A 25,883-nucleotide genomic window follows, 5' to 3' on the forward strand; every position below is an offset into this window, starting at 1 on the left:
ATTATTACATCGGAAACCTATGCATAGTTAATCTAGGTATTATACTACCTTATTCTTCCTTTTCTGTCTATCCATCGTTTCGATCTGCTTTGTGATAAAATAACTCTATTAAGGAGGGTGACTCTCATGAGTAAACTGATTTTCTTTCTCGGCGGTGCCGGCAGCGGCAAAACGACCCTGGCCAAGGCCCTTTCCCGTAAATATAAGGCAGCCTTCTTCGATATGGATATCCTGCTCCGCCCGGCAGCCGAGGCAATCATGACGCTTCAGGGACTAGATCCATCTGACCGGGATTCACCAGAATACAAACGCTTATGTCGTGATCTGGGATATCGCATCACAATGGATGCGGCCCTGGATAACGTTCAATTAGGAATCGATACTGTGGTCGTCGGACCTTTTACCAAAGAAACCGAAACAACGAATTGGATTGAGCAAGAGCTCAGCCGAATCGGACGCTCACTGGAAGATACGGATGTTCGCGTAGCCTACATTTATTTGGCGAACGAACAGTTGTATTACAAACGTATTGTGGCAAGACAATCTCCTCTTGATGAATATAAACTGGCTAACTGGGATACCTTCACCGCTTCCCTTGCCCGCAAGCAAGTGGCCTGGCCGCTGCCTGCTTCTTCCGTCGTTTATATTGATAATTCAGAGGAAGATGTGAATGTGGCTCTGTCCGAAGTTGAGAGACACATGTATAGGTAGTGAAAAGATTATTAATCTATTCCAGCAAGTGAATAGAAGTAGACAAAAAAGGATTGGATCGTTCCCATACGGGTTCGTTTCCAATCTCTCACAATCCCTACTAAGTATTTAAGGCTAATCGTATAAAAATTCTTTCCATTCTTTTATTAAACTTTCCAAATCAACATTGTATGTTTCTTTAACTTTTGTAATATCTGCATAAATCACCATGAATTTCTCTTTTCCATATGTTTGAATTAAATAATGGACGAATGAGGCTGCTTTGTTGTAATCATCCAGATCTTCGTTGTATCCTGGGTATCCTGAATTATATTTAAGAGAATCCAGTGGATTTTCCCATCCTTTCTTAGACGCCATATTAGCCCACACGTGCATGACTGCTATTAAATCTATGGGGTTAGATGGTTGATAAGATTGTCCCGTGTATTTTTCATATTTTTGAATTACATTGTAGAGTAGAGTATTTTCGTTTCTTCTTTCATAAGTGAAATTGAGGTCCTCTTTAGACTTGTTGTATACATACTGCCTGTTCTTAGCCTCAAATTCATACATTAAAGCTTCAGCAAGCCCTTCTGTTAAAGGATAGAAATCCGAAAAAATCCCCATACGAAAAGTTATTGCGTGAACAGTCTCATGTACCGCTCTGTAAGGTGGAACTTCAAAGACCTGATACAAGTCAATTGCGTAATCATCTCCTGATTTATATGTGAGCCCACCATAATTAGGCTTATATGCGTTTATATGTGGATAGATTGTAAACGTCAGCGGATGATCCAATGTGTAGTCCATCCAATTCTCTACATCACGAACACCTTGATTCAAATAGTTTTGATACTCAACTACCTGTTGATGAATCCAGTTTTCTTTTTTATATCTCGCTTTAACTTTATCTGAATGAACTTCAAACCAAATCTCTTCATATGAAAAAATATAACGATAACTTGTATCAATATCACTGTTAGGAGTTTCAATGAATTCACTCCAATATTGTCTTAGTAGATTTAAATCTACATTTTTATCCTTCAAGAATATATCAACAACAGACTGTAACTGTTCCTCTTGATCCAGATATTGAACAAACATATAGGCAATCTGTTGTGCTTCTCCCACAACTTCTTCGTCGAGATAATTGGGGATAAACCAGGCATCCCCGAAATCTGGATATCCCCAAGATTTTGCTTTGTTAATCCAATTATGGATACCTCCTTCTAATACGTCAGAGGACCTACTCACTTCATTATCATTTTGCCAATACAATTCCAGTCCAACACTTAACCAAGCAGGAAGTTTATAGTCACTCAAATAACTAACGACTGCCCCAAGAGACTGTTCCCGATCTTCAGATACAAATACACGGGTCAAACTATTATTAAAAGGGATTTCTCCATCCTTATTCAGATAAATTTGAATTGTTTTCTCCTTGCGAGGAATATCCAGATTATTCTGCATATTTCGGATAATGTATTCCACTTGATTTACAAATGCTTTGTTGTCAGCTTCATTAATGGTGCTAAAGTAATACTGAGCGTTCTCAGTGTTAGTTTTGGACACAAATCCTACTGCTTCGATCGAATCTATACTTTCAAAAGTCAACTCTTTTACATGGTGCGTGGATACAGAATCCCCCCATAACAATACGATTAATATAGAAAATACAAGTAATGTGAGAACCAGAGAGCGTTTTGTTATATCAATCACTCCTTCCGTGGTCATTGTTATGTTTTTATTTCAATACATCTTTTTTGTCTATCCTATATATAGAATATTATCCCATATTTATTTTATATTTCTATATATCTATCCTATCTGTGATCTAACTCACTTGGTATTAACTAAATCCAAATATGCTAGCCTTCCATTAAGTCCATTTTGGTATTTTAGACGTTTATATGTTTCCGAAATGATGACCCTTACATAGAATGAACTATCACTAGTCAGGAGGGGTCGCAATGAATAGAAAGAAGCATAGATGTCATCCACCCGTAACGAAATGTTATTACAAAAAGATTACCAAAACTTGTGTTACTAAAATCAAATATGTTCCCACCAAGGTTAAAAAGCACTGTCATGTCACTGTTAAGTACGGTGTAATCAGAAAAGGAACTCATCATTAATGAAAGTCTTAAAGCCCTTCTCGATGGAGAAGGGCTTTTTGGATACCAAAAAAAACCGCGGTCATCATTCACCACGGTTTTCTTCCATATATACATTATGTTTTGGATAGTTCGATAAATCCTTCGCCGAACACGTCACGAACATCGTGAATCGTGATAAACGCGATCTCATCCTCAGCACGTACAATCTTCTTCAACATGGGAACTTCCTGTTTGCTAATGACAATATAGAGAATTTCTTTCGGTGTTTTCGTATAGTAACCATGGCCCGACAGAACCGTTACACCGCGATCCATTTTCTCGATGACCTGCTTCGCAATCGCATCCTGTTTTGTCGAGATGATGGTAACCGCCTTTTTCGGATTCAGCCCTTCTATGATAAACTCCATCGTTTTGGTTCCAATAAACAGCATGACAATCGTACACATGAGTCCCTGTGCCCCGATAATGAAGAAAGAGGAGAACGCCACGATCAGATCAAAAAACAGAAGGCCATAGCTGATGTTCCAATCCAGATACTTATTGGCGAGTCTCGCCAAGATGACGGTTCCCGCGGTTGTGCCGCCAACTCTCACAATCAAACCAATCCCAAGACCGGCAAATAATCCCCCAAAAATCGTATTGATCCACAGCTCATGGGAATCAATCGTCCAACTCTCAGTCAGATGCAGGAACAAGGAATTGAACACCACTGCAATAATCGTATACACCGTCGTGGTCTTGTCCAGAAACCGATAACCCACAATTAACAAAATCCCGTTCAGAATCAAGTTCATTAAGCCGGGCGACCATTCGAGCAGATAATACAAAATAATGGTGATCCCCGTAACGCCACCCTCAGCAAGATCATTTGGAATGACGAACAGATTCACCGCCAGGGCAAATAAGAATGCCCCCGCCATAATAAATAAAATATCCGTTAATCGTTTCTTCATCATGTATTCCTTCCAATCCTTCAAAAATCAACCTATCCATCAGGCTCATAAGTTGTCATGTGCACTCACAATGATAGATTCTACCATGTCACCAGCAAAATTTGTATACATAATACAAATTGTTGCACGAAATGTGCAAAGGAATCGGAAAATCGCCTTCTGGTCAGCTCAATCCTGAGCGCCAAATGGACACCAACCATGACAAACGTCATGTGTCATCCTTGATATTCATCATTACAGATGGCTGACGTTTGTGACTTACCGGATGACATCGATTCTTTTACAATGGTAAAAACGCTTCCCTCCAAGACACATCAGGGAAACGCGGGTTATAGCCGTGCTTGGTTATAACGACTGAAGGAGGACTACCATTCATGAGCAGAGCAAAAGAAATGGCACTGAAAAAAGAAGTTACCCCTTACGAGAAAAATGATCTACGATTAAGTATCCGACAAATCATAAATACGATTCTTCCACTCTTCTTGTTGTGGGCAGCCGCTTACTACAGCTTATCTGTTTCGTATTGGCTAACCTTCCCGATTGCCTTGGTGGCATCCGGATTTGTACTTCGAACCTTCATTATTTTTCATGACTGCTGTCACGGTTCCTTTTTCAAAAACAAACGTGCCAATGACATTCTCGGTACCATTACAGGTGTATTGACCCTTACTCCCTACCAGCAATGGAAAGCGGAGCATTCCATCCACCATGCCACCAGCAGCAATCTCGACAAACGTGGAGTAGGCGATATCTGGGTCATGACGGTTGAAGAATACAAGGCAGCATCTCCTTGGGGACGGCTGTGGTATCGTATCTATCGTAATCCGTTTGTCATGTTTGGACTCGGTCCAATCTATGTATTCCTGATTGCTTATCGTTTTAATCGCAAGGCTGCTCGTCGCAAAGAACGCATCAACACACATCTGACTACGGTATTGATCGTCGCACTTTATGCATTCATGTCCTGGTTGGTCGGATGGCAGGCCTTTGTTATGGTGCAGGCTCCCGTCTTTTTCTTCTCCGGCTTCTTCGGAATCTGGCTGTTCTATGTTCAGCATCAGTTTGAAGACACCTACTTCGAGCATGAGGATGAATGGAGTTACGTTAAGGCTGCTGTAGAAGGCAGTTCGTATTACAAGCTGCCGAAGCTGCTGCAATGGATCAGCGGTAATATTGGATTTCACCATGTGCATCACCTGAGTCCGCGTGTACCGAACTATTACCTGGAAGAGGCACATAATGCGACACCACCGCTGCAAAAGGCAACGACAATTACCCTTCGTTCCAGTCTGGCAGCCCTTCGCTTCCGCCTGTGGGATGAGGAATCCAAACGATTTATCAGCTTCAGGGAAATCAAATCGATATACCGCAAGCCTTATGCCAAGCCACCTATACGCGTAACCAATCAAGCGGGTCTGACAGAGAAGCCTTAAACTCTGTCGGATTCGTTTTCTTGTATTCAGGCTGAAGTCGTGCTACAGTCAGGCTAAAGTTGGAGTACAAGAATCACGCTCAAGGAGGAGAATTCCATTCAAAAGTGGTCACAGCTCTTTTATAAAAATACAGGTTTAAATCCGTACGTATGGCTTGTCTTTTTCATCCTTCCTTTCTATTATATTTCGCAGTATTCAAAACTGTGGACCTTGGTGACAGGAATCGTGATCATTCTTGTCTTCTTTGTCTGTTATTTGCTTGCGTTCATCACCAAAGGCTGGCAGGTATATATGTGGATCGGTCTGCTGATAGCCATTTCCATAACGATGACGATCGCGTATGATTATGCATATTTCTCCCTGTTTCTAGCTTTTTTCATTGGGAATATTAAAAATAAAGCTGGCTTCATCACCCTGTATACGGTAAATCTGGCGGCTAGCTTTCTGACCATAAATTACGGATTTATCATTCAGAGCTCCAGGCTGCTTAGTCAATTTCCATTTGTATTCATCAGTCTGATGGCATCCATTCTTCTCCCGGTAAGCACGTATAACAAAAACAAACGGGAGCAGTTGGAGGGTCAGCTGGAAAATGCCAACAAACGACTGGATGATTTGGTCAAAATGGAAGAACGCCAGCGAATCGCTCGTGATCTGCATGATACCCTCGGACAGAAACTCTCCTTGATCGGCCTCAAAACCGATCTGGCGAAACGCCTGCTTCGTGTCAATCCCGAGCAGGCTGAGGCGGAGCTAAACGACTTGCGTCAAACGGCAAGCACAGCACTCAAGGAAGTTAGGGAAATGGTTACTACCATGCGCGGAACACAGCTGGTTGATGAATTGTACCGTGCCGAGCAGATCCTGAAGGCTGCTGCGATCGAGTTCAAGCTGGATGGCAACCCCAAGCTGCAGGACACCTCTCAGCTTAACGAAAATGTGATGGGGATGTGTCTGAAAGAGGCCGTTACGAATGTGGTCAAGCATAGCCAGGCAACAATGTGTACCATCAGCCTGAAAGAAACACCTTCCGATAACATATTAACTGTTCATGACAATGGAATTGGAATGGAACACAGTAATAACAAAGAACGCCGCGGTACAGGAATTCTTGGCATGAAGGAACGACTGGAATTTGTTAATGGTTGTCTGGATATTCGCTCGGGAACAAACATAGACGGGACGCAGCTTATTATTCAGGTACCGAAGCTGGTGCGCAAACCAATCAAGGAGGAATAAACATGATCAGAATCGTCATCGCCGAAGACCAACGCATGATGCTGGGTGCCCTCTCCTCCCTGCTTAATCTGGAAGAAGACATGGAAGTGGTTGGCCGGGCAAGCAACGGGCAGGAGGCGCTTGAACTCGTCCAGCAGCATACACCGGATATATGCCTAATGGACATTGAAATGCCTATCAAAAGTGGGCTGGAAGCTGCAGAGGAACTGAAAGGAACGAACTGCAAAGTCATTATCTTAACGACCTTTGCTCGAACAGGGTATTTCGAACGTGCACTAAAAGGCGGAGTTAGAGGTTACTTGTTAAAGGACAGTCCGATCGAGGAATTGGCTGAAGCCATACGCCAGGTTATGAACGGACGCCGGATCTTCGCCCCTGATCTGGTGGACGAGGCCTATGTAGAGGAAAATCCGCTTACGGAGCGAGAGAATGCCGTTCTCGGCCTCATGGCTGATGGCAAGAACACGAAGGAAATTGCCAAACACCTCTTTATTACAACCGGTACGGTCCGCAACTATATATCCATCATTTTGAACAAATTAAATGCAAGCAATCGGATTGAAGCCATCACCCGTTCCAAGGAAAAGGGCTGGTTCAAATGAAAGTACCGCTTCAACCCATTACGACACAAATAATAGCTTGGTCAGGAGCTTCCACTCCCAGCCAAGCTATTTTATTTACGTATATTTATTTGACCGATGCAACCATACCTAATGCGTTATTCGGCACCTGGTTCGTTTGCAGCTGATGGATTTGCTTGCCTTCCTGCCATGAGATCGTAACATTCACCGTTTTCCCGCCACTCGGATATTCCACGTTTACGAAGCCTTTGTCCTTCGGAGCAGGCAGTGTATGTGATTCCAGGTACTCGACCATTTTCTTGGCAATTCCCGGATTGTTCATCTTATCTTCGGAAACCGATCGGATTTGCAGCGTCCATCTGCCTTCCTTCCAGGTTAGATACTGACTCCCTGCGGCACCTTCGGCCATGCCTTTGATTCCATGTCCAAGATCAACTGACATTTCATCAGGAATGTTGTCCAGATCCGTATCCGGGAAAATCCCTGAACTATCCGGGTCCTTATAGGTTTTCACTTCATAGAATGCGAGCACCTCTGGTGCTTTAGTGGAAGACGTCAAAGAAGCATCATTGACCGGAATGGACTGATCTACGGAATAGAAATTCACTTTGAAAGCATCTGACGAATTGACAGGAATGGCTGCTGCCAGATGTTTACCTTTATCCAGGGCGAATGAAGTCGGCAGAACAGCATCCTTCATCTTCAACTGGCTGCGAATTTCCTGGATGACATCGTTCATGCTGGACTGTCCTTGTGTTCCGGTTGCCGCAGAAGTACTGGTGGAACCCTCTGAGCTATTTTCATTATTGGCCGTGCCTGCTGCCGTGTTGTTTCCTTCTGATGTGTTCGAAAAATCGGCCCCACCGCTCCCGGATTGAGTTTGCTCTTCAGAAGTCGAAGTAGGCGTATTGCTTGCCTGTGACGTATTGTTATCCTGCCCTCCACAACCTGCAAGCGCAAGTAACACAGCAGTGGTAACAGGAATGATGACCCAACGTTTTTGCTTTTTCATGATGATAGCCTCCTCGATGTCTTTATTTCCAGTGAACTATGTTTCATTATTACTTCCATAGAGTTTAACTAGATTAACGTTTATCGTTCCAGAAGTTAACTGGCTGTACTTTTTTGGTCAATACTTTGAACTGGTATCCTTCTGCTTTCAATGTTTTTAGCAATTGCGGAAGTACTTTTAACGTCGCTTCCTGATCATGCATGAGTACAACCGGTGTTGTACCGCTCTTCTGAACCGTGTGGATCTGCTTCATTACACTGTTGTAGACCTTTTGGTGATCTTTCTTGTATTTCCAATCTTCGGAGTCCACATTCCAATCCCAGAGGTGGAATCCACCCTGAGAAAGCAATACTTTACGGTAAGATGATTTGAGATATGGCTTACTGCCGTATGGTGTACGAACAAGACTTGTTTTAACTCCGGCAACTTTGTTCAGCGTCATATTCGCCTGCTGCATTTCCTTCAAGCCGCTATATGCCGATTGATAAAACTTGCTAGGAACGTGTGTGACACCATGAAGTCCCAAGCCATGCCCATCAGCAACAATCCGTTTCGTTGCTTTTTGAAATTGCTTCATTTCCGGTCCGAGCATAAAGAATGTCGCTTTGGCATGATACTGATCCAAGATATCCAGCAGTTGTCCTGTATGGGCTGTAGGCCCATCATCAAACGTAAGATATATGATCTTCGCATTCGCTTTTGCTCCAGCAGAGCTTGAAGCACTTGGCTTCGCGGATGCTGACTGAGGCAGCAGGAGTGGAATCATAAGTAAGATGGCGAGTGCAGCAATAAATGACTTGCGAATATGTAGCATAAATATAAATCTCCCTTGTGTCTCGTATTTCCCCGGGTGTCTTCGAATCTCTCATTGCATCCCTTGGCGATAATCCTAATACTAACAAAAAGGACATGCCTCATTCTCGCTTCAAATGCTACGTTCGAGTTACACTTTTGTCAGATTAACCAAGGAAATAAAACGAAATTGATAGATTTGCAGTGAAAATCATGCCCGTCAGGATAGATCTTTTTTGACATATGTTTCATTAACCTATTATGAATGATCTGATAGATTCAAGTTAGAAGTTGTTCCTTCTTTGATCCATTAGAACAAAAAAACACAGCAAAAAAGCCTGCACAAGGCAGGCTCTTCATATGTAGAACGGTATACTCCATGAACATGGAATACGTGTGACTAATTTGCACTCGCTATCACTCTGCAGGAGCGGTGAATGAACGTTTACCGAACTCAGCGTCAAGCATGTAGAAGGCATTGCTGTCTTTTTCAATACGGCGCAGCTTCTGAATGATGCTGTCAAACAACGCTTCTTCCTCTACCTGCTCATCAATGAACCATTTCAGGAAATACATTGTGGCATGCTCGCGTTCATTCAAGGCAAGGTCAGCCAGGTTGTAGAATTTTTTCGTGTTTTGCTGTTCATGTGCATATCCGTGCTCGAACACATCCAGCATGGAAGTATACTCATTTTTTGGTTCCGGCAAAGCCTCCAGTGTCGCGCGTTGTCCGCGATCATTCAGGAACTTGTATATTTTCATGCCATGGAATCGCTCTTCTTCAGCCTGTACAATGAAGAAATTCGCGAAGCCGTCCAGACTTTCACTGGAACAGTATGCTGCCATCGCGAGGTATACATGGGCAGAATAAAATTCAAAGTTCATCTGTTGGTTCAATGCTTGTGTTAGCTCTTTACTCATGTTCGACACACCTCATGCTTTCTCTAGGAATGGTCCTATTCTATCATAATGAACGTTCGACTGACATGGATTATCTACCTAATCGGCCAATGAACGAATTTATGTTCTTCATATGAGATGTGCAACGAATCAGAATAAAAGAAAGCTCTGCCGGAATGGCAGAGCTCTCTTCATTCATTTGGAGAAATGAATTATACCAAGAACGCTTTGGAGATGATAACCAACAGGATGAACAGAACCAGAATGGCACCTACAGAAGTGAAACCTCCGTATCCGTAGCCTCTTGTTTCTCCACCTAATACTTCGCTCATTGACCGTACCTCCTCTGCAACAGGTATGGGATATCTTATGCAGGAAGAGCGGGTTTGACCGGGCGAATGCCCTATTATTTAAAATTGCACTTCTTAATAACGGGGAGATTCCACCCGCATGATATCGAGAAAAGGTACTTTTGCCATGAACTCCTCTTCAGTGTGTTCAACATGTACCAGCCGAGTACGGGAATCCAGCTTAACAATAACCCCTTGCACCTGCTCTTCTTTCCCCCATACCGTCAACAGCACTTCCGAACGCTCATGATACGCTTCAACCAATTGATTCCCCAGCTCTTCCAGCTCAAATTCATCCCGTGTAGGTCTTTTTGCAACTTTTGCTTTTGCCAATGTGGAGGCCTCCTCTACAGCTAATCCGACGTCCCGATTCCACGGGTTGTTTGCCGAGGGCATATTCAATTAGTATACCATTCATTTGCGTTCGTGTAATGTCATGGAAGTCATTTGGAGCAAATTTCCCAATTCATCACTGTAAGTTGATTGACGTTATTCATCGCGGTATTCGATAACAATCGTGTACTCGTTCGACCGGGCTTCACCGCTTCTTCTCTGTCCATTGAGTTCATACGTATACAGGGCAGTCAGGAAACCATTCAGCGTTCCCGTCTCCTCTGGCGATAGCTGCGCTACATAAGAGATGTTTTTCTCCGCACCCGGGGCCAGTTCTCCCAGATGCAGATATCTTGGCGAAGAGTATTCGGGTATGTTCCATTGAACTTGACCTTCCGCTTGACCACGCCATTTGGCTCCCGGTGGAAGAACGCCTGTCAATTGTACACGAGCAGACAGAGAGCCTGTATTCTCGACGCGGACCTGAAAAATAACGGATCCTCCCTGCTCGACTAAATTGGGGTTTACTTCAACGTGGACCTTAATCATTGGGCTCTTCAGGTAGACTGTTACTTCGTTGGAAGCGGCCATGCGCTGCACCGTACGTGAATCAGGCAATCGATACGTATACAAGAGACGCGCCTGGTTCACCAGCTCGAATGATTCAGGCATCGCAGTCCCGTGTTCAATAATTTTGGCTTCAAATTGAATGTTAATGACAGACCGTGCTGTCAATGTTCCCAGGCTAACGCCTTTGACCGGATTGGCCCCGGGCCGCTTGACTCCATTCCAGCTAAGACTCCCCTCCAGAAAAGTCATGCCGGCTGGCAATGAATCTGACACCTTGGCATCCACCGCATAATTGCTTTCATTCGCTATAGTAATGTCATATCGTATGGTGTCATCGACTGAGGCAACTACAGGATGTACCCTCTTTTGAATCGAAATAAAAGGCTGGATGACTTCAAGTGTGACTTCGTTGGAATAAACGATCTCCTGCTTGCCCGCAGTAGTATACTCCAGCACCGCCTGAGTTGGAATGCTCTCAGCATCTCTTACCGAAACAACCTGTACCCGATATTGAATGGTAACCGTACTTCCGGGCTCAATGTCACCGATCTCTATTCCAGAATCGGGGGTCATCTGGGGGGCGAACATTCCATTGATTACAACACTTGCGGGAATAAACACAAGACCAGAAGCCAAAGCGATAGTCACCTTGGCACCTGTAGCTGTCAGAAAACCCGGATTGCTCACAACGACACTGTACAAAACAATATCCCCTGAAAAGGTCGGGATATGGTCCGACTGAAGGGCCACCTCCAGACGGGATGAAGCCAGAGTGACCTCAACCGTATTTGAAATTTCTCGCCCTGTAACCGTCCTGCCTTCCGGTGTTAGAAATTCATAGTTTACCTGCGCCTGATTCAACAGCTTCAGTGACGAAGGCAAACGCACAATGGCAACTTGAAAGTGGTAGCGCACTGTAGCTCCCGGTGCCACCTCCGCAGGAGGCAGCCCATGTTCGGGTGATGCCCCCGGTAACGGAATACCATCGCGAAGTACACTGTTCGGAAGGAGTGACGTATCTTCCGATAGCGGGTCGACTACATAAAAGATGGCTGTTCGATTCCCCGTATTCCTGACCTCAATCTGATAAGTTAGTGACTGCCCTAGTGCAGCTACAGTCACATTGCAGCCCTTTCTCACTTCCAGTTTGGGTCCAACCCATGGTGTAACTACGGTGTTGGAATAAGCCACCTGTTCCAGTTCAGTCGTACCCGAGCTGAATCGAACCAGTGACTGATTCTGTAGCCAGTGGGACAACGGACCGGAGGATTGGCTCATATCACCACGACCTCTACTCTGAATGTAACGGTAACCGAAGCACCAGCAGCAATCGATCCGAGCGTGATTCCTGTATTTGGATTACCGGTTGGCCGCGGCACTCCATCCACCGTTACACTTCCGGGTACAAACACCGTTCCTACAGGTACTGGGTCCACCATGACCACATTATTGACCACTTCAATGCCGGCATTCGTAACAACAACCGTGTAAGTAATTACATCACCGACAACAGCATCAATGGCGTTTGTGCTTTTGACAACAGTCACGTTAGGTGCAGATACTGGAATCACAAGGACGTTGGAAGACACCGTACCCGTCAACTGACGACCATCCGGCGGACTAAAGGTATAATCGGCCACGGCCTGGTTGACCAGCTGCTGATTCTGCGGTAATGTGTCCACGGTAACTTGCAGGGTGACGGTCACATTAACAGATCCACCTGGTGGTATGGTACCTACCACGATTCCGGCTTCCGGATTGGCACCTGGCTGTGGAACACCATCAATCAAGACACTGTTCGGAAGAAGCACAGCTCCATCCGGAATATTATCCGTCAATGTCAGATTTGCAGCAAGATTTCCGCTATTATTGATGGAGAACGAATAAACGATGGTGTCTCCGATCGTCGCATTGGATGTGTTTGCTGTCTTGGTCACGGCAATGATTGGTTGATAGATCGGTGTGATTACCGTATTCGAGTAAGAAGCACCCGAGAAGACACCCGATGTGAAGCTTACGGATGATTGACTGCTCACAACGGGTGGAGTAGGAAGCGAATTGACACGGACGGCATAGGATACTGCTACTGAGGCGCCGGGTGCAATTGTGCCGAGAGCAATTCCCAGGGCAGGATTAGCCGAGGCACGCGGCACACCGTCCACCAGAACGCTTCCGGAGACAAATGTTGTGGCAGGATCGATCGGATCACTCAGCACCACATTGTTAATTGGATCTATTCCGTTGTTGGTTACAACCATTTCGTATACGATCGTATCACCGACCACCGCATCTACCGCAGCTGTTGTCTTCGTTACACTTACATCCGGAGCAGACACCTGGATGTTGAGTGAATTGGAGGTTAGACTGCCACCCAGCGTTCTTCCGTCTGGCAGTGTATACGTAAAGGTTGCGGAAGCCTGATTCGTTATGGACTGGCTCAAAGGAAGGGTGACAATGACGACCGAGAACATGACCATGGTCGTTGTGGAAACGACGCCCAGCGGAATACCCGAAGCGGGGTCGGCCCCCGGTGCTGATGCCCCATTGATTATAACGCTATTCGGTACAAGCTCAGTCCCGGCTGGGATCGTATCGGTCAACGTAACGGATGCCCCGTAGTTCCCTGCATTGGAGATGGCGATGCTGTACACAACGGTATCCCCTACCGTGGCTATTGTCTGATCCCCCGTCTTGACGGCCGTCAGGATCGGCTGATACACCGGCGTTGTAACCGTATTGGAAAACGTTGTGGCTGAGAACACGCCTGATGTGAAGCTGACCGTGGACTGATTGTTCAAAACTGCACTTGCCGGGAGAGAAGTAACCCGCACACTAAATACAACGGTCACGGTTGCACCAGGCGCGATGGAACCGATGGTTATTCCGGTGGAAGGGTTGGCACCCGGGCGGAGCACACCATCTACAAATACGCCGGTTGGCGCTAGAACGGTGCTTGCCGGTAATGCATCCGTGAAGACTACATTGTTCACCGTCGCAATTCCGTTATTCGTTACAGCGACGCTGTACGTCACTATATCACCGACAGATACCGCCGTTGACGTCGTTGATTTCACCACATCGACGTCTGGAGCTGAAACCGAAATGGTTAGTACGTTGGACAGCACCGAACCTGTAATGGTCCGTCCGTCAGGCAAGGTGAAGGAAAGAGCCACCGAAGCCTGATTCACCAGCTGCTGTGGAGATGGTAAGGTATCCACGACTACAGAAAAAGTAATGGTTGTTGTTGCACCAGCAGCGACAGTCCCTGCCGAAATGCCTGTGGCTGGATTCGCGGCAGGCAGCGGCTGACCATTCACAATGACACTGTTCGGAACGAGAATGGTTCCCGCAGGGATATTGTCCGTCAAGTTAATTTGGGCACCATAGTTGCCCGTATTGGAAACGGTGACCGTGTAGCTAACCGTATCGCCGACCGTAGCGTTTTGTGTACTTGCTGTCTTTTGTACTGAAAGAATCGGCTGAAATACCGACGTGACCACCGTATTGGAAAATGTCGTGCTTGAGAATGCCCCTGAAGTAAAACTCACTGTGGAGCGATTGCTCAACTGCCCGCTTGGGGGAATCGAGTCGACACGGATACTGAAAGTAATGGTTGCGGAGGCTCCTGGAGCAAGTGTACCCAGCGATATCCCCCCTGCCGGATTGGCTGCGGGTTGCGCCACCCCGTTCACCGTCACACTGCCTGTGACAAAGGATGCGCCTGCAGGAATCGGATCCGACAATTGGATATTGTTTACGGGGGCTATACCGCTGTTCGTTACCAGAATGGAGTAAATAACGGTGTCGCCTAAAGCAGCCGCAGTCGAAGTTGTACTTTTAACGACAGCTACGTTTGGAGATGAAACCGGAAACGTCAGCGTATTCGAGGTAGCTGTTCCTGTTAAGGTTCGTCCGTCAGGAGGTGTAAAGGTAAAGGAAGATGTCGCAAAGTTGCTGAGCTGCTGCGGAGACGGAAGTGTATCCACGACCACAGCAAACGTAACAACTGCGGTTGCTCCAGCTGCTACAACGCCTACCGGGATGCCTGTTCCAGGCGTCGCTCCAGGCTGCGGCACACCAGATACCACAACACTGTTGGCTACAAAAGAAGTTGCAGCAGGAATGGTATCTGTGACGGTAACATTAGCCTGCAAATTGCCTGTGTTGCTGACAGTCACCGTGTATACGACCGTATCACCTACAGTTGCATTAACTGTATTGGCCGTTTTGACAAGTGCAATCTGCGGTTGAATGACCGGAGTCTCTGTTGTATTGGACGATGATGACCCCGAGAATGAACCGGATGTGAAGCTGACCGTCGACTGATTGTTAATCTGCGAAGGGATCGGCATGGTAATCGTCACCTCAAAAGTTACGGTAACCTCAGCTCCTGGAGCCAAAGTACCGATTGGAATGCCGGCGGTCGGATTGGAGAGCGGGAATGAAGTCCCGTTCACAATGACGCTTCCGGGTACAAATGGGGTATTCGGAGGAAGAGGGTTGACATATACCACATTGTTAACGGCTACGGTTCCATTGTTGCGAATAACAGATGTGTACCTGATGACATCCCCGACTACGCCGTACTCTACATTGTCACTGTTAACAATCGTTACATTGGGAAGAGAGACAGGAATCGTGATGGTGTTGGATGACGAGAATCCGGCAATTGTCCTTCCACTTGGAAGTGTGTAGGAGAACGAAGCGACCGCCTGGTTAGTCAACTGTCTTGAATCAGGCAAACTTGTGACCGTTGCGACAAAAGTAACGGTTGTACTTGAGTTCGCTGCAATGGATCCCAAACTAATACCTGTTGCCGGACTTACACCTGGTGTAGGTACACCATTAATGATGACACTGTTCGTACTGAAAACAGCTCCCGCAGGAATCGGATCCGTCAAGGTAACCGAAGCCGCGATATTACCTGTGTTGTTAATCTGAATGCTGTAATTAAAGGTATCTCCTACCGTCAGATTGGTTGTACTTGCTGATTTCACCACTTGAATGACGGGCTGAAATACAGGTGTACTAACCGTGATCGATGTAGAAACCCCATTAAAACTGCCCGACGTAAAAGCTGCACCTGCACGGTTGGTAACCGAACCTGTAGATGGAACAGAAGTCACTCTAGCCTGGTAGGTAACAGTGACGCTGCTTGAGCTGTTCAAGGTACCAACAGCAATGCCCGAAACGGGGCTTGCACTTCCCGCAGCTGTTCCATTAATGGTGACACTGCCTGGTACAAATTCTGAGCCGGACGGTGTATCCGAAATCACGAGATTTTGGACTGCACTTATGCCTGCATTGGTTGCAATGACCGTATAGGTGAGGATGTCGCCTACTGTCGCATCAGGTATATTCACGGTTTTGCTAATGGAAATATTCGGCGCTGATGCAGATATGCGAACGATATTGGACTGGCTGCTGCCTGAGAGATTCCGCCCACTGGGTAGTTGGTACGTATAGGTTGCAGTACCCTGATTCTCCAGTGTGGGCGGAGATGGAAGTGTATTGAGAGTAGCGCGAAACACCACCGTTGCCGTGGCTCCAGGCGAAAGACTGCCCAGCGTTATTCCGGTTAATGGGCTGGTTCCCGGACGCGCAGTACCATTCACCGTTACCGAATTCGGAACAAACGTCAGTCCTGTCGGGATGGTATCGGTTACCGTAACTTGGGCTGCTATGTTTCCGCTGTTTGTCACCACCAGTGTATAAGCAAGCTGATCCCCCAGTGTTGCATTCGTTTGACTCGCCGACTTGTTGATGGCGATGATCGGCTGGTACACAGGGGTTGTAATCGAATTGGAGTTGGAAATGCCCGTAAATGCACCTGAACTATAGGACACAGAAGCCCGATTAAGCAGCGAACCTGATGCAGGCAAGGCTTGAACCGTAAGCTGAAACGTCACCGTCGCGGAACTCCCTGCAGTCAGTGTTCCAATGGAGATACCACTATTCGGGTTAGCCGATGCTACTGCCCCTCCCCTTACAGTCACACTCCCGGGAACAAATGATGTTCCGGCAGGAAGAGAATCCGTAAGAATCACATTGTTAATCGGCTGAATACCGCCGTTCGTGGTCACCACGGTATAGGTGAATGTCTCCCCTACGGCTACATCGCTGACCGAAGCCGATTTAACCGCGGTTACATTGGGCAATGTCACCGGAATCGTCAAGGTGTTTGATGCTATTGTTCCTGTTATGGTCCGTCCGTCAGGCGAGTTGAACGAATATGAAGCGGTAGCCTGATCCACAAGGGTTGGCGGTGTAGGCAAGCTTGTGACAAGCACTTGAAAGGTGACAGTATTCGCGCTGCCTGCAGCAAGGCTGCCCAAATTCACACCAGTCGCCGGATTGGCACCTGCAATAACATTTCCGTTCAGGCGGAAGCTGCCTGCTACATACGAACTGCCACTTGGGATGTTATCTGTCAATGTGACGTTCGCCGCAACATTCCCTCCGTTATTTACCTGAAGCGTGTACGTTACCGTGTCACCCACCGTAGCATTGGTAGTACTCCCCGACTTCACAATGGACAGGTTCGGTGAATATACAGGAAGTGTGGAGTTGTTGGAGGGAATTACTCCTGTTATGGTCGGACCTCCTGCCACACTCTGAAACGTAAAAGCCGCATTGGCCGAATTCACAAGCTGCAGAATGCTTGCATCCTGTCCGATAAGCGCCCGGTAGGTTACAACAATACTGCTGGACAGGTTTAATGAACCCAGCGGAACGCCTGCGGTTATATCCAGTGTTGGACGAGATACACCTGCAACTGTGACGCTCCCTGGAATAAAAGTAAGTCCTGCAGGCAATGAGTCCGATAGCACCACACTGGCGGCACTGGCCGTACCTGCATTGGCAACGGTAACCGTATAGAGAATGCTATCCCCTGCTACCGCACCGGTGGCCGTTGATCCCTTCGATACGGTAATTCTTGGTGCGTTAATATCGACCTGAATGGCATTGCCGTTGACGATGTATGCATCTCCCGATGTTGTTAATGTCAACACGGCTGAAGATTGATTGTTAATCAGTCTGGCTGACACATCCACATTGGTTATGTCCCAGCCTTGTCGTCCGCCAGAAATGTTGGAGCCTGGTGCACCGTTGATCTGGTTCCGGGTTCCGAAGGTTCCTGTCGTGTTAAGTGCTCCGGTGTCTCCGTTGATTTGGGAAGCGAAAAAGTTGGCAGCCAGGTTGTTTGGTCCCGACAAGGCAACCGAAGTCGCCGACGTTGGTCCAAATAACGCCTGGTCTCCGGTCCGGTTTGCATCACCCTCCTGCGCACTGAACAGCGCTCTTCCCCCGAGCGTACCAGAGATCGGAGTCGCAAATCCTGTCAGTGTGGTAACTACCGGTGCGGAAGTCGATTGGACAAGCACGCCACCAGCCCGGAGTGACATGTTACGAAAAGGCAGGGCCGGATTTTGATAAATGACGCCTAGTGTCCAGCCTGCATGGTTGGCCGTGGCATCATTGTTAATAACGATCGTTCCTACGACTGCTCCGGTGATATATGTACCGGCTCCTCCACTTTGGACAAGCGACGTAACATTCGCAGAACGTACATAACCTGAGGCGCCGTTCCCCAGATCGAATTGATTGTATGTTGCCGGGTCAGGAGTAACGCTGGATGTCCCTGCAGGGGTGATAAACGTGACCGGATTGTTGATGGCTGCGCTCAGGTTCACATTACCATTTATATAGCTTCCGCCCCAGATCAACTCTGCGTATAGAACAGTACTCCCTGCAGGAAGGACGAGTATTGCAGCTGAGCTGTTACTCTGATACAAGCTTGTTGTACCTGCTGGATATGTCCCATAAGTCAAAGCCGTATTGGTCGTTGTGAATGCCCCAATACTGTCCTGTGTTCCTGGTACCCCTGCCGTTTCAGAACGACTCAAACCAAGTGTATTGCCTGTAAACGTAATTGCTCCCGTAGCGTTGACGGTTGAACGAACGACAAGAGGAATAGAGATCACCTCCTTCATCAAGGATTGTAATCATCGTATAAGACGGAGCCTTGTATCAGTCTATGAGGTTCATTCCGAAATTTGTTTGTCCCTGTGAAAAGTTTCTGCTCGGGTTCTGCGTTTATGTCACTTTGTTTTTACCCATTTAATTAACATTTGCGTTTTGCACAATCTGTTTTATAATCAACTAATACGAGAGTCATTCTGTCGTACCATTATGATGCAGTCAGCGGTGATATATGAAGAGTTTGTCAACACATAACAGTCATATCCCAACAGAATATGAATTCAAGCATTCCAAATGGATTAAAAAAATGCTCCATGCATACTGGGTTGTCGTAATCACACATTTCGTCGTTCAGGTCGGCTGTTTCCTCTTTCTGGACTATGATCGTACTCCTGAGGATTTCATCATTTATGTTTTATTTTGGCCCACAGCCTCAAGTATTGCTTCCATTATGATTGCCAGCTGGGTCGACCGGCGCTTCAGCAGTTATTCCTTTTATGCCATGTCGGCCGCCAGTACTGTCGTTGCCTGGACGATCATTCATGTCAATTATGACATTCGAATTATTCAAGCGATCAGCCTGCTTCCCATCTTTACGTCGGTTTTGTTTTTTAGCAGAAAACGGGTCTGGACCGCATGTTTGATGCAAACAACAGGTTATGTTTTGGTTCTGTTTGATTCAGGCTATCGTTCCTATTTGACTTCCTTTGACATGGTCTCCATCCCAGCCTTTCTCATTGTCGGTACATATGTAGCTCAGGTCATTGTCACAAGTGGTGTTGAGGTATTGGATGATCTCAAGGACAGCATGCTGGCCAAGCAGGAACTGATTGTACGAAATGCCATTATGACCAAGCAGTCCAAAACCGATGGGCTTACCAATCTGTATAACCAGAGCTCATTCAAAGACTATTACGATAAAGCATATGAGTATGCCAAGAGCGGTATGAGCCTTCATTTGGCTCTCATTGATATTGATGATTTCAAATCAATTAATGACACCTATGGACATCGGGTGGGCGATATCATTCTGGAGAAAGTTTCCCATGTCATTCAGGAGAACATCACTTCAAGCGATATTGCAGCCCGTTATGGCGGTGAGGAATTCGCATTGCTTATGTTTGAACAGTCCTTCGATCAGGCTTACGCTCTCGTGGAACAGATTCGTCAGAAAATAGCCCTGATGGGCCATTTGGAACTGGAGGGGAATTCCATCACCGTCAGTGTGGGACTCAAAGGTTTCAATGCCCGGCTAACCAAAGAAAAGCTGTTTGAAGAGGTGGATGCCTGTCTATACGCTGCCAAACGGACGGGTAAAAACAAAACCGTGACTTCCCTTGACCTTGTTGAGGTTTAGTAAATAGTAGAGACATCAAAAAAGTTGTACCGCAAACCGAATTCGGTTGTGCAGTACAACTTTTTTTATATCTAGAATATTCGTCTTACTCGGCCCATTCCCAGCGATGGGCATATTGCTCCAACTTGGGATGAAGCGTACCCGGCTGGCCATCAATAAGCAGACGAAGTTTCGTAATCCAGTCCTTGAACGAGTCGAACGATGCAAACAGATTCGCCATTTCAGAGGTGAGGTACAGAAAATGAGGCGCCGGGTATTCAGAAGTCAGATGACGCAGAGCCGAATCCATTGGTGTGTACTTCTTCCTCTTGCCTTCCAGTCCCTCCACCTTAATGCGGAACTCCGTATGATCTCGCTTCCACTCATGCAAGCGGTCCTCTCTCTTATAATACGGCTGTACCCCATCCTTGCTCATGCGCTTGACCGTGTTCTCATGCAGAGGATAAAGTACCAACTGTGTAAATGCGCGCGTATCTGAAGTGACTGCTGCATGTTGAAGTTGTTCATCGGTCACATGCTCGAATGAATCGTAGAAAATCAGTGTACCTTTCCGGCTTGCTGCAGGCGGTTCGTAACCGTACGGAACCGATGTATAATTTCCAGACATGATATTCCTCCAGTCCGTTATAAATGCTTATTTGTTTTGGGTATCCGGCTCATCCTGATCCTTGTTCAAATCCACATAGAATGTCATTTTATTCTTGCCCGAACGCTTCGATTCATACAAGGCTTCATCAGCCATACGGATAATTTCACTCGGATTGCCGCTGTTTGTCGGATACTCGGCACCACCGATACTACATCCAATGTGGATCCGCTCATATTCAATAATAAATGGTTTATTCAAGCTCAGGATAATCTCATCCGCATATGCTTGCGCCTCTTCTTTTGGATTAGCCCCAATGGAACGAAGTACAATGAGAAATTCATCGCCGCCCAAACGAACCGTAATTCCCTTGTCGTGACTTAGGGCCATCAAACGCTGCGCCACTTTTTGAAGCAGGACGTCTCCGGTTTGGTGTCCAAGGGTATCATTCACACTTTTGAATCCATCCAAATCCAGATAGAGGAAAGTCAAAGTATGATCCGTACTCTCCGTTTCAAGTGATTCCTCCAGATACACTTCGAGCGCTGTCCGGTTCGGCAAACCTGTCAGTTGGTCGTAATGGGCCAAATTCTGCATGAAAACAAGTTCCGAATCTTTATTGGTAAGCGCGGTTAGCATGCCCCTGAGTGAGCGGGACAACACTTCAATTTCCTTAATCCCCTTGTTCTCGGGAATCTGTACCTGATCACCTGCACGAAGTTGGTCTGCCACTTTGGTTAATCGTGTGATTGGCGATGAGATTAGGCGAGAAACCAGCCATCCAATGAGGGCAAACAATACGGTAACGGCAAGCCCAGCCCAAACGTTAAACCATAACATGTCGGATACGGAAGCAAAAGCCGTTGATTTGAGCTGGCGAACGACAACAGTCCAGCCAAGACCCGGATAATCCAGATGACCCTGGCTGTATGCGAGTCCGGTAACATATTCCTTTCCGTCAGCCCACTTCTCTATGGACCAGCTGGTCTTGTTGATCTCCGCTGTTTCCATTCCCGACAACTTCAAAGGTTTTCCAACCCATTCGTCAGGACCAAGCAGCACCGTATGCTCTCTCTTGCTCACAATGAACAATTCAATGTCCTTCTCCCGGTATTTCAAAGGCTCCAGGACGCCTTTCTCCACTTCTTTGGCCCATTCCCAGCTTAAATGCGCAGCCAGTACGCCTGCAACCTCACCATTTTTATATTTCAAAGGAAAGCTGATATCGACAAATTGCAGTGGTTCTCCTGTTGGATTCGGAAGCAGCTTGGCCAGAAGCACTGCATTATGTACGTCTCCGATAAACTTACCCTTGATTCCTTCCTGATACACAGGCCGTTCAGATAAATCTTCACCGCGCAATATACCGGCCGTTGAGGCTAACACTTTTCCTTTCGGATCCATGAATCCAACCCAGGAGAATGAGGGAAAGCTATTTTGTAGCTGATCCAACAGCATCTGGATATCAGCAGGTTCGAAGCGATCTTCAAGTGCAGCCATCTGGCCAAGAAGATCCAGTTCCCCTGAACGCGCCCACATGAAGCGATCCAGCTTGTCTGTTGTTTGAGAAGCCGTGCCGGTCAGTGAATGACCGATCTCGGTTTCAACAGCAACCGCTGATTTTTGACTGAAAATATAACCGATCGTTAATGTCACCAGCAAAGACAATATAGCGAAGGTCACGGTAAGTATGGTTCTGAGTTTGTAAGACATGTTGGCCTCCAATAATCGGTGAAACCATCCTGCTTCTTTAACACGAAACATGCTGTAAAGGGCACACGCGATGTCACCTATTCGTTTTCATCTTTATCGGAAATAATGACTTGTTTTATTATACATGCCTTGTGCATAATACGATTCCATTTGCTCCGTCAAAAATAACCGTGTTTCTTCCATTCAAAGAATAGTCACGATTCTGTATATACATACTTGGGTTATGAATATAGAGAGCAAGCATATCATCCAATGATGAGATGATCATTCAGCATGTCTGTACCACAGAGAGAACTTCAACTAGAAATTGGGGGTGTAATATTGAGCCTGCTTCATCTTGCTGTTATTTTCCCTTTTGCCATGGGGATTTTGCTTATGATGCTGAACCGCTTTTTCCGTCGAATACATATGGGGTGGCCGGTTCTTATTGTTCCGGCGGTGTTGTTCGGTTATTTTGCAAGCCTCATTCCTGCCGTGTCTCAGCGGAATATGGTCTCCGGTTATGTGCCCTGGATTCCGTCACTGGACATAGGATTTAATCTATATCTGGATGGCTTAAGTCTGCTATTAACACTACTTATTACCGGGATCGGGGTTCTGGTGGTGTTTTACTCCATTTACTACATGGACAAAAAAGAAGATTTGAACCGCTTCTATCTGTATTTGCTCATGTTTATGGGGGCCATGCTGGGCGTTGTACTATCCGATAACATGATTGTATTGTACGGATTCTGGGAACTTACAAGTATCACGTCATTCTTGCTGATCGCGTTTCATTACAAACGCAAAGCTTCCACTTCAGGCGCACAAAAGTCGTTTTTGATTACCGTATTTGGCGGGTTCGCCATGTTAGCGGGATTCATGATGATGTACTTGATGACTGGAACGTTTAGTATCCGTGCAACCATTACGGAATGGGGACAGATTCAGGATAGTGCATTATTTTTGCCTGCACTGGTGCTGATCCTGATCGGGGCATTTACCAAATCCGCGCAGTTTCCCTTCCACATCTGGCTGCCGGATGCGATGGAAGCTCCAACACCCGTCAGTGCATATCTGCATTCGGCCACAATGGTTAAGGCTGGCTTGTACGTTATAGCCCGCTTCACGCCCATCTTTGGGGGAGAGGGAACCTGGTTTTGGCTGGTCACTGGCGTAGGCCTCCTGACCTTATGTTATGGATCATTCCTTGCTGTGAAAAAGAACGACCTGAAAGCCATTCTCGCATATTCCACGATCTCACAGCTTGGATTAATCATGTCCCTGCTTGGCATCGGCTCCGCAGCACTCTACTTCGGTTATGGCGAGTCTTCTGCCGTCTATACAGTTGCAATTACAGCTGCCCTGCTTCATCTTTTCAATCACGCAACCTTCAAGGCAGCACTATTTATGGTCGTCGGTATTGTCGATCATGAAACAGGGACACGCGATATTCGCAAGCTCGGAGGACTGGCTTCCTTTATGCCTGTCACGTTCACTGTAGCGCTAGTGGGCGCACTTGCCATGGCGGGTATTCCGCCTTTCAACGGTTTCTTGAGTAAAGAGCTGTTCTTCCAAGCCATGGTTGAAGTGACACATCTGCGTATCTTCGGACTTGGTTCGTGGAGCATCCTATTGCCTGTACTCGCTTGGCTCGCCAGTGTATTTACTTTAATCTATGCGCTGATCATCGTGTTCAAAACGTTCCTCGGTAACCGCCGCACGGAGCTTCCGGCGGAGAAGCTGCATGAAGCTCCGGTTGGCATGCTGATTCCTCCGGTAATCCTCGGTGTACTTGTCATTACATTCGGACTTTTCCCGGATCTGCTGGCTGGATCGCTTATTGAGCCGGCGATGGCCTCCGTGCTTCCAGCGCTGCTGGACGGAAACGAGCATTTTGATGTTCACTTCTCCTTATGGCACGGAATAACACCGGAATTAATCATGACCATCGGTGTCATCATTCTTGGTATCACGTTGTATAAACTGTTACCTCGCTGGAGAAATGTGTATGAACATTACCCGCAGGGCCTGACCATTAACAATATGTATCATGTCATTCTGGATAATGTGCAGCATTATGCTCGCAAATGGACAGAAGCTTACATGAACGGATCAGTCCGCAATTACCTGGTGTACATCTTCTCGTTCACCGTTGCACTGCTTGTATATGCCTTTTTCCGCTCCGGCGAGAATATTACCTGGAATTTCAAAGGGCATGCTCCCTTCTCATTCTATGAAGCGGTGCTGCTTGTCGCCCTGATTGCTGCTGCAGTCTCCATTCCTTTTGCGAAAAACAGACTCTCTGCGGTCATTATGACTGGTGCTGTCGGGTACCTGGTTACGCTGTTATTTGTATTGTTCCGTGCACCCGATCTGGCATTAACCCAGATGATTGTGGAGACCGTGTCGGTTGCGCTGTTCCTGCTGTGCTTCTACCATCTGCCTGAACTTCAACGCGGACGGTCCAGCCGCAGGTATCTGAGCGTGAACATGATTGTCGCTATTGCGGTGGGCATCGTCATGACCTTCGTAGCCCTTGCCGCAAGCGGAACAGCTTCCCTGGAGAGCATCTCCACTTTCTTCATTCAGGAGAGCTATAACCTTGCAGGCGGCAAAAACGTGGTTAATGTGCTGCTCGTAGACTTCCGCGGCTTTGATACAATTCTGGAAATCATGGTGCTGGGGGTAGCCTCACTATCCATCTATTCCATGATCAATCTGAACCTGGAAGCCAAGGATCTCGGAGCGCGATTGAAGTTCCGTAAAAAAGAAGAAAGCAAAGATGACGATAATCTGGATGACGAAGCGGATAATACGAAAAAATATGGAAACCAGGAACGAAGCTCCTCCACTTGGGATACCGTTCCCTTACAGAGTAACGATGTGCTGCTGCAAACGACAACCAAAGTAGTCGTCTTTATCATTCTGACGTTTGCGCTGCATTTGTTCTTCGCAGGACATCATAATCCGGGCGGCGGTTTCATCGGAGGATTGGTCACGGCTGCTGCACTGGTCTTGATTGCTCTTGCATTCAGTACGGATACGGTACGCAAGGCGCTGCCGATCGATTTTCGTACGTTGACGGCTGTCGGATTGGCCATTGCCCTCTTGACGGGCGCCGGTTCCTTCTTATTCGGGGTTCCCTTCCTCAGCCAGACCTTCGGTTATTTCGAACTTCCTTTGCTGGGAGAGACCGAGCTTGCTACTGCGATGCTGTTCGACCTCGGCGTGTATATCGCTGTCCTTGGCGTCACCATGACCATCATTCTACAGATCGGGGAGGATCGCTGAT

Annotated in this window: 17 protein-coding genes; 6 read left to right on the top strand and 11 right to left on the bottom strand. The window is 46.7% G+C overall.

Annotated elements, in window-relative coordinates; all coding sequences use genetic code 11:
* Positions 1–126: 126 nt before the first annotated feature.
* Positions 127–711 carry a P-loop nucleotide/nucleoside kinase family protein gene (locus tag PIL01S_RS02210; protein WP_127536074.1) on the top strand — a complete coding sequence of 195 codons (585 nt, stop codon included), beginning with the start codon at positions 127–129 and terminating at the stop codon, positions 709–711.
* Between the two features lie 114 nt (positions 712–825).
* On the opposite strand, the gene PIL01S_RS02215 is transcribed toward PIL01S_RS02210, so the two are convergent.
* Entirely contained in the window at positions 826–2,424 is a 1,599-nt protein-coding gene (locus tag PIL01S_RS02215) for a hypothetical protein (RefSeq protein WP_127536075.1), read from the bottom strand.
* Positions 2,425–2,920: 496 nt separating this feature from the next.
* Positions 2,921–3,760, bottom strand: a complete 840-nt coding sequence (locus tag PIL01S_RS02220; protein WP_127536076.1) for a YitT family protein — start codon at positions 3,758–3,760, stop codon at positions 2,921–2,923.
* A 374-nt stretch (positions 3,761–4,134) separates the two neighbouring features.
* Here PIL01S_RS02220 and desA point away from each other — a divergent pair, with 374 nt between their 5' ends.
* From desA to PIL01S_RS02235, 3 genes are all read left to right on the top strand, one after another.
* Entirely contained in the window at positions 4,135–5,193 is a 1,059-nt protein-coding gene (gene desA, locus PIL01S_RS02225; RefSeq protein WP_127536077.1) for a Delta(5) desaturase DesA, read from the top strand.
* A 96-nt stretch (positions 5,194–5,289) separates the two neighbouring features.
* Positions 5,290–6,432: a sensor histidine kinase gene (locus PIL01S_RS02230; protein WP_127536078.1), complete on the top strand. Its 1,143-nt coding sequence runs from the start codon at positions 5,290–5,292 to the stop codon at positions 6,430–6,432.
* Between the two features lie 2 nt (positions 6,433–6,434).
* Positions 6,435–7,034 (top strand): response regulator transcription factor, encoded by a 600-nt coding sequence (locus PIL01S_RS02235; RefSeq protein WP_127536079.1) that lies wholly within the window; start codon positions 6,435–6,437, stop codon positions 7,032–7,034.
* Positions 7,035–7,119: 85 nt separating this feature from the next.
* On the opposite strand, the gene PIL01S_RS02240 is transcribed toward PIL01S_RS02235, so the two are convergent.
* From PIL01S_RS02240 to PIL01S_RS02270, 7 genes are all read right to left on the bottom strand, one after another.
* A complete protein-coding gene (locus PIL01S_RS02240) occupies positions 7,120–8,025 on the bottom strand; it encodes a hypothetical protein (protein WP_127536080.1) in 906 nt (301 codons plus the stop codon).
* A gap of 73 nt (positions 8,026–8,098) precedes the next feature.
* A complete protein-coding gene (locus PIL01S_RS02245) occupies positions 8,099–8,839 on the bottom strand; it encodes a polysaccharide deacetylase family protein (protein WP_127536081.1) in 741 nt (246 codons plus the stop codon).
* Between the two features lie 395 nt (positions 8,840–9,234).
* The gene (locus PIL01S_RS02250) at positions 9,235–9,738 is read right to left on the bottom strand and encodes a ferritin (protein WP_095287527.1); all 504 of its coding nucleotides are present in this window, start codon (positions 9,736–9,738) and stop codon (positions 9,235–9,237) included.
* Positions 9,739–9,929: 191 nt separating this feature from the next.
* Complete coding sequence (locus PIL01S_RS02255) at positions 9,930–10,049, bottom strand: hypothetical protein (RefSeq protein ID WP_017688846.1); 120 nt, start codon at positions 10,047–10,049, stop codon at positions 9,930–9,932.
* 93 nt (positions 10,050–10,142) lie between these two features.
* On the bottom strand, positions 10,143–10,400 hold the full coding sequence (locus tag PIL01S_RS02260) for a YolD-like family protein (RefSeq protein ID WP_095287528.1): 258 nt from the start codon (positions 10,398–10,400) through the stop codon (positions 10,143–10,145).
* 156 nt (positions 10,401–10,556) lie between these two features.
* Positions 10,557–12,248 (bottom strand): COG1361 family protein, encoded by a 1,692-nt coding sequence (locus PIL01S_RS02265; RefSeq protein WP_127536082.1) that lies wholly within the window; start codon positions 12,246–12,248, stop codon positions 10,557–10,559.
* Positions 12,245–18,964, bottom strand: a complete 6,720-nt coding sequence (locus tag PIL01S_RS02270) for a DUF7507 domain-containing protein (RefSeq protein WP_246058093.1) — start codon at positions 18,962–18,964, stop codon at positions 12,245–12,247. The genes PIL01S_RS02265 and PIL01S_RS02270 overlap by 4 nt, the downstream gene beginning before the upstream one ends.
* A gap of 221 nt (positions 18,965–19,185) precedes the next feature.
* Between PIL01S_RS02270 and PIL01S_RS02275 the strand changes: the two genes are divergently transcribed.
* Positions 19,186–20,310, top strand: coding sequence for a GGDEF domain-containing protein (locus PIL01S_RS02275; protein WP_127536083.1), 1,125 nt, complete (start codon positions 19,186–19,188; stop codon positions 20,308–20,310).
* A gap of 85 nt (positions 20,311–20,395) precedes the next feature.
* Here the strand turns inward: PIL01S_RS02275 and PIL01S_RS02280 are convergent, their stop codons facing one another.
* Together PIL01S_RS02280 and PIL01S_RS02285 are read right to left on the bottom strand one after the other, a co-directional pair.
* Complete coding sequence (locus PIL01S_RS02280; protein ID WP_127536084.1) at positions 20,396–20,917, bottom strand: hypothetical protein; 522 nt, start codon at positions 20,915–20,917, stop codon at positions 20,396–20,398.
* 27 nt (positions 20,918–20,944) lie between these two features.
* On the bottom strand, positions 20,945–22,609 hold the full coding sequence (locus tag PIL01S_RS02285; RefSeq protein WP_127536085.1) for a diguanylate cyclase domain-containing protein: 1,665 nt from the start codon (positions 22,607–22,609) through the stop codon (positions 20,945–20,947).
* A gap of 321 nt (positions 22,610–22,930) precedes the next feature.
* On the opposite strand from PIL01S_RS02285, the gene PIL01S_RS02290 reads away from it, so the two are divergent.
* A complete protein-coding gene (locus PIL01S_RS02290; protein ID WP_127536086.1) occupies positions 22,931–25,882 on the top strand; it encodes a Na+/H+ antiporter subunit A in 2,952 nt (983 codons plus the stop codon).
* The last annotated feature ends 1 nt before the right edge of the window (position 25,883 follow it).

This window comes from Paenibacillus illinoisensis NBRC 15959 (assembly GCF_004000925.1).
Lineage (GTDB): Bacteria > Bacillota > Bacilli > Paenibacillales > Paenibacillaceae > Paenibacillus > Paenibacillus illinoisensis.

Excerpts from the sequence above, each read along its gene's own strand:
- PIL01S_RS02210 (WP_127536074.1), top strand. The coding sequence starts at position 127 with ATGAGTAAACTGATTTTCTTTCTCGGCGGTGCCGGCAGCGGCAAAACG.
- PIL01S_RS02215 (WP_127536075.1), bottom strand. The coding sequence starts at position 2,424 with ATGACCACGGAAGGAGTGATTGATATAACAAAACGCTCTCTGGTTCTC.
- PIL01S_RS02220 (WP_127536076.1), bottom strand. The coding sequence starts at position 3,760 with ATGAAGAAACGATTAACGGATATTTTATTTATTATGGCGGGGGCATTC.
- desA (WP_127536077.1), top strand. The coding sequence starts at position 4,135 with ATGAGCAGAGCAAAAGAAATGGCACTGAAAAAAGAAGTTACCCCTTAC.
- PIL01S_RS02235 (WP_127536079.1), top strand. The coding sequence starts at position 6,435 with ATGATCAGAATCGTCATCGCCGAAGACCAACGCATGATGCTGGGTGCC.
- PIL01S_RS02240 (WP_127536080.1), bottom strand. The coding sequence starts at position 8,025 with ATGAAAAAGCAAAAACGTTGGGTCATCATTCCTGTTACCACTGCTGTG.
- PIL01S_RS02245 (WP_127536081.1), bottom strand. The coding sequence starts at position 8,839 with ATGCTACATATTCGCAAGTCATTTATTGCTGCACTCGCCATCTTACTT.
- PIL01S_RS02250 (WP_095287527.1), bottom strand. The coding sequence starts at position 9,738 with ATGAGTAAAGAGCTAACACAAGCATTGAACCAACAGATGAACTTTGAA.
- PIL01S_RS02255 (WP_017688846.1), bottom strand. The coding sequence starts at position 10,049 with ATGAGCGAAGTATTAGGTGGAGAAACAAGAGGCTACGGATACGGAGGT.
- PIL01S_RS02265 (WP_127536082.1), bottom strand. The coding sequence starts at position 12,248 with ATGAGCCAATCCTCCGGTCCGTTGTCCCACTGGCTACAGAATCAGTCA.
- PIL01S_RS02270 (WP_246058093.1), bottom strand. The coding sequence starts at position 18,964 with ATGAAGGAGGTGATCTCTATTCCTCTTGTCGTTCGTTCAACCGTCAAC.
- PIL01S_RS02275 (WP_127536083.1), top strand. The coding sequence starts at position 19,186 with ATGAAGAGTTTGTCAACACATAACAGTCATATCCCAACAGAATATGAA.
- PIL01S_RS02280 (WP_127536084.1), bottom strand. The coding sequence starts at position 20,917 with ATGTCTGGAAATTATACATCGGTTCCGTACGGTTACGAACCGCCTGCA.
- PIL01S_RS02285 (WP_127536085.1), bottom strand. The coding sequence starts at position 22,609 with ATGTCTTACAAACTCAGAACCATACTTACCGTGACCTTCGCTATATTG.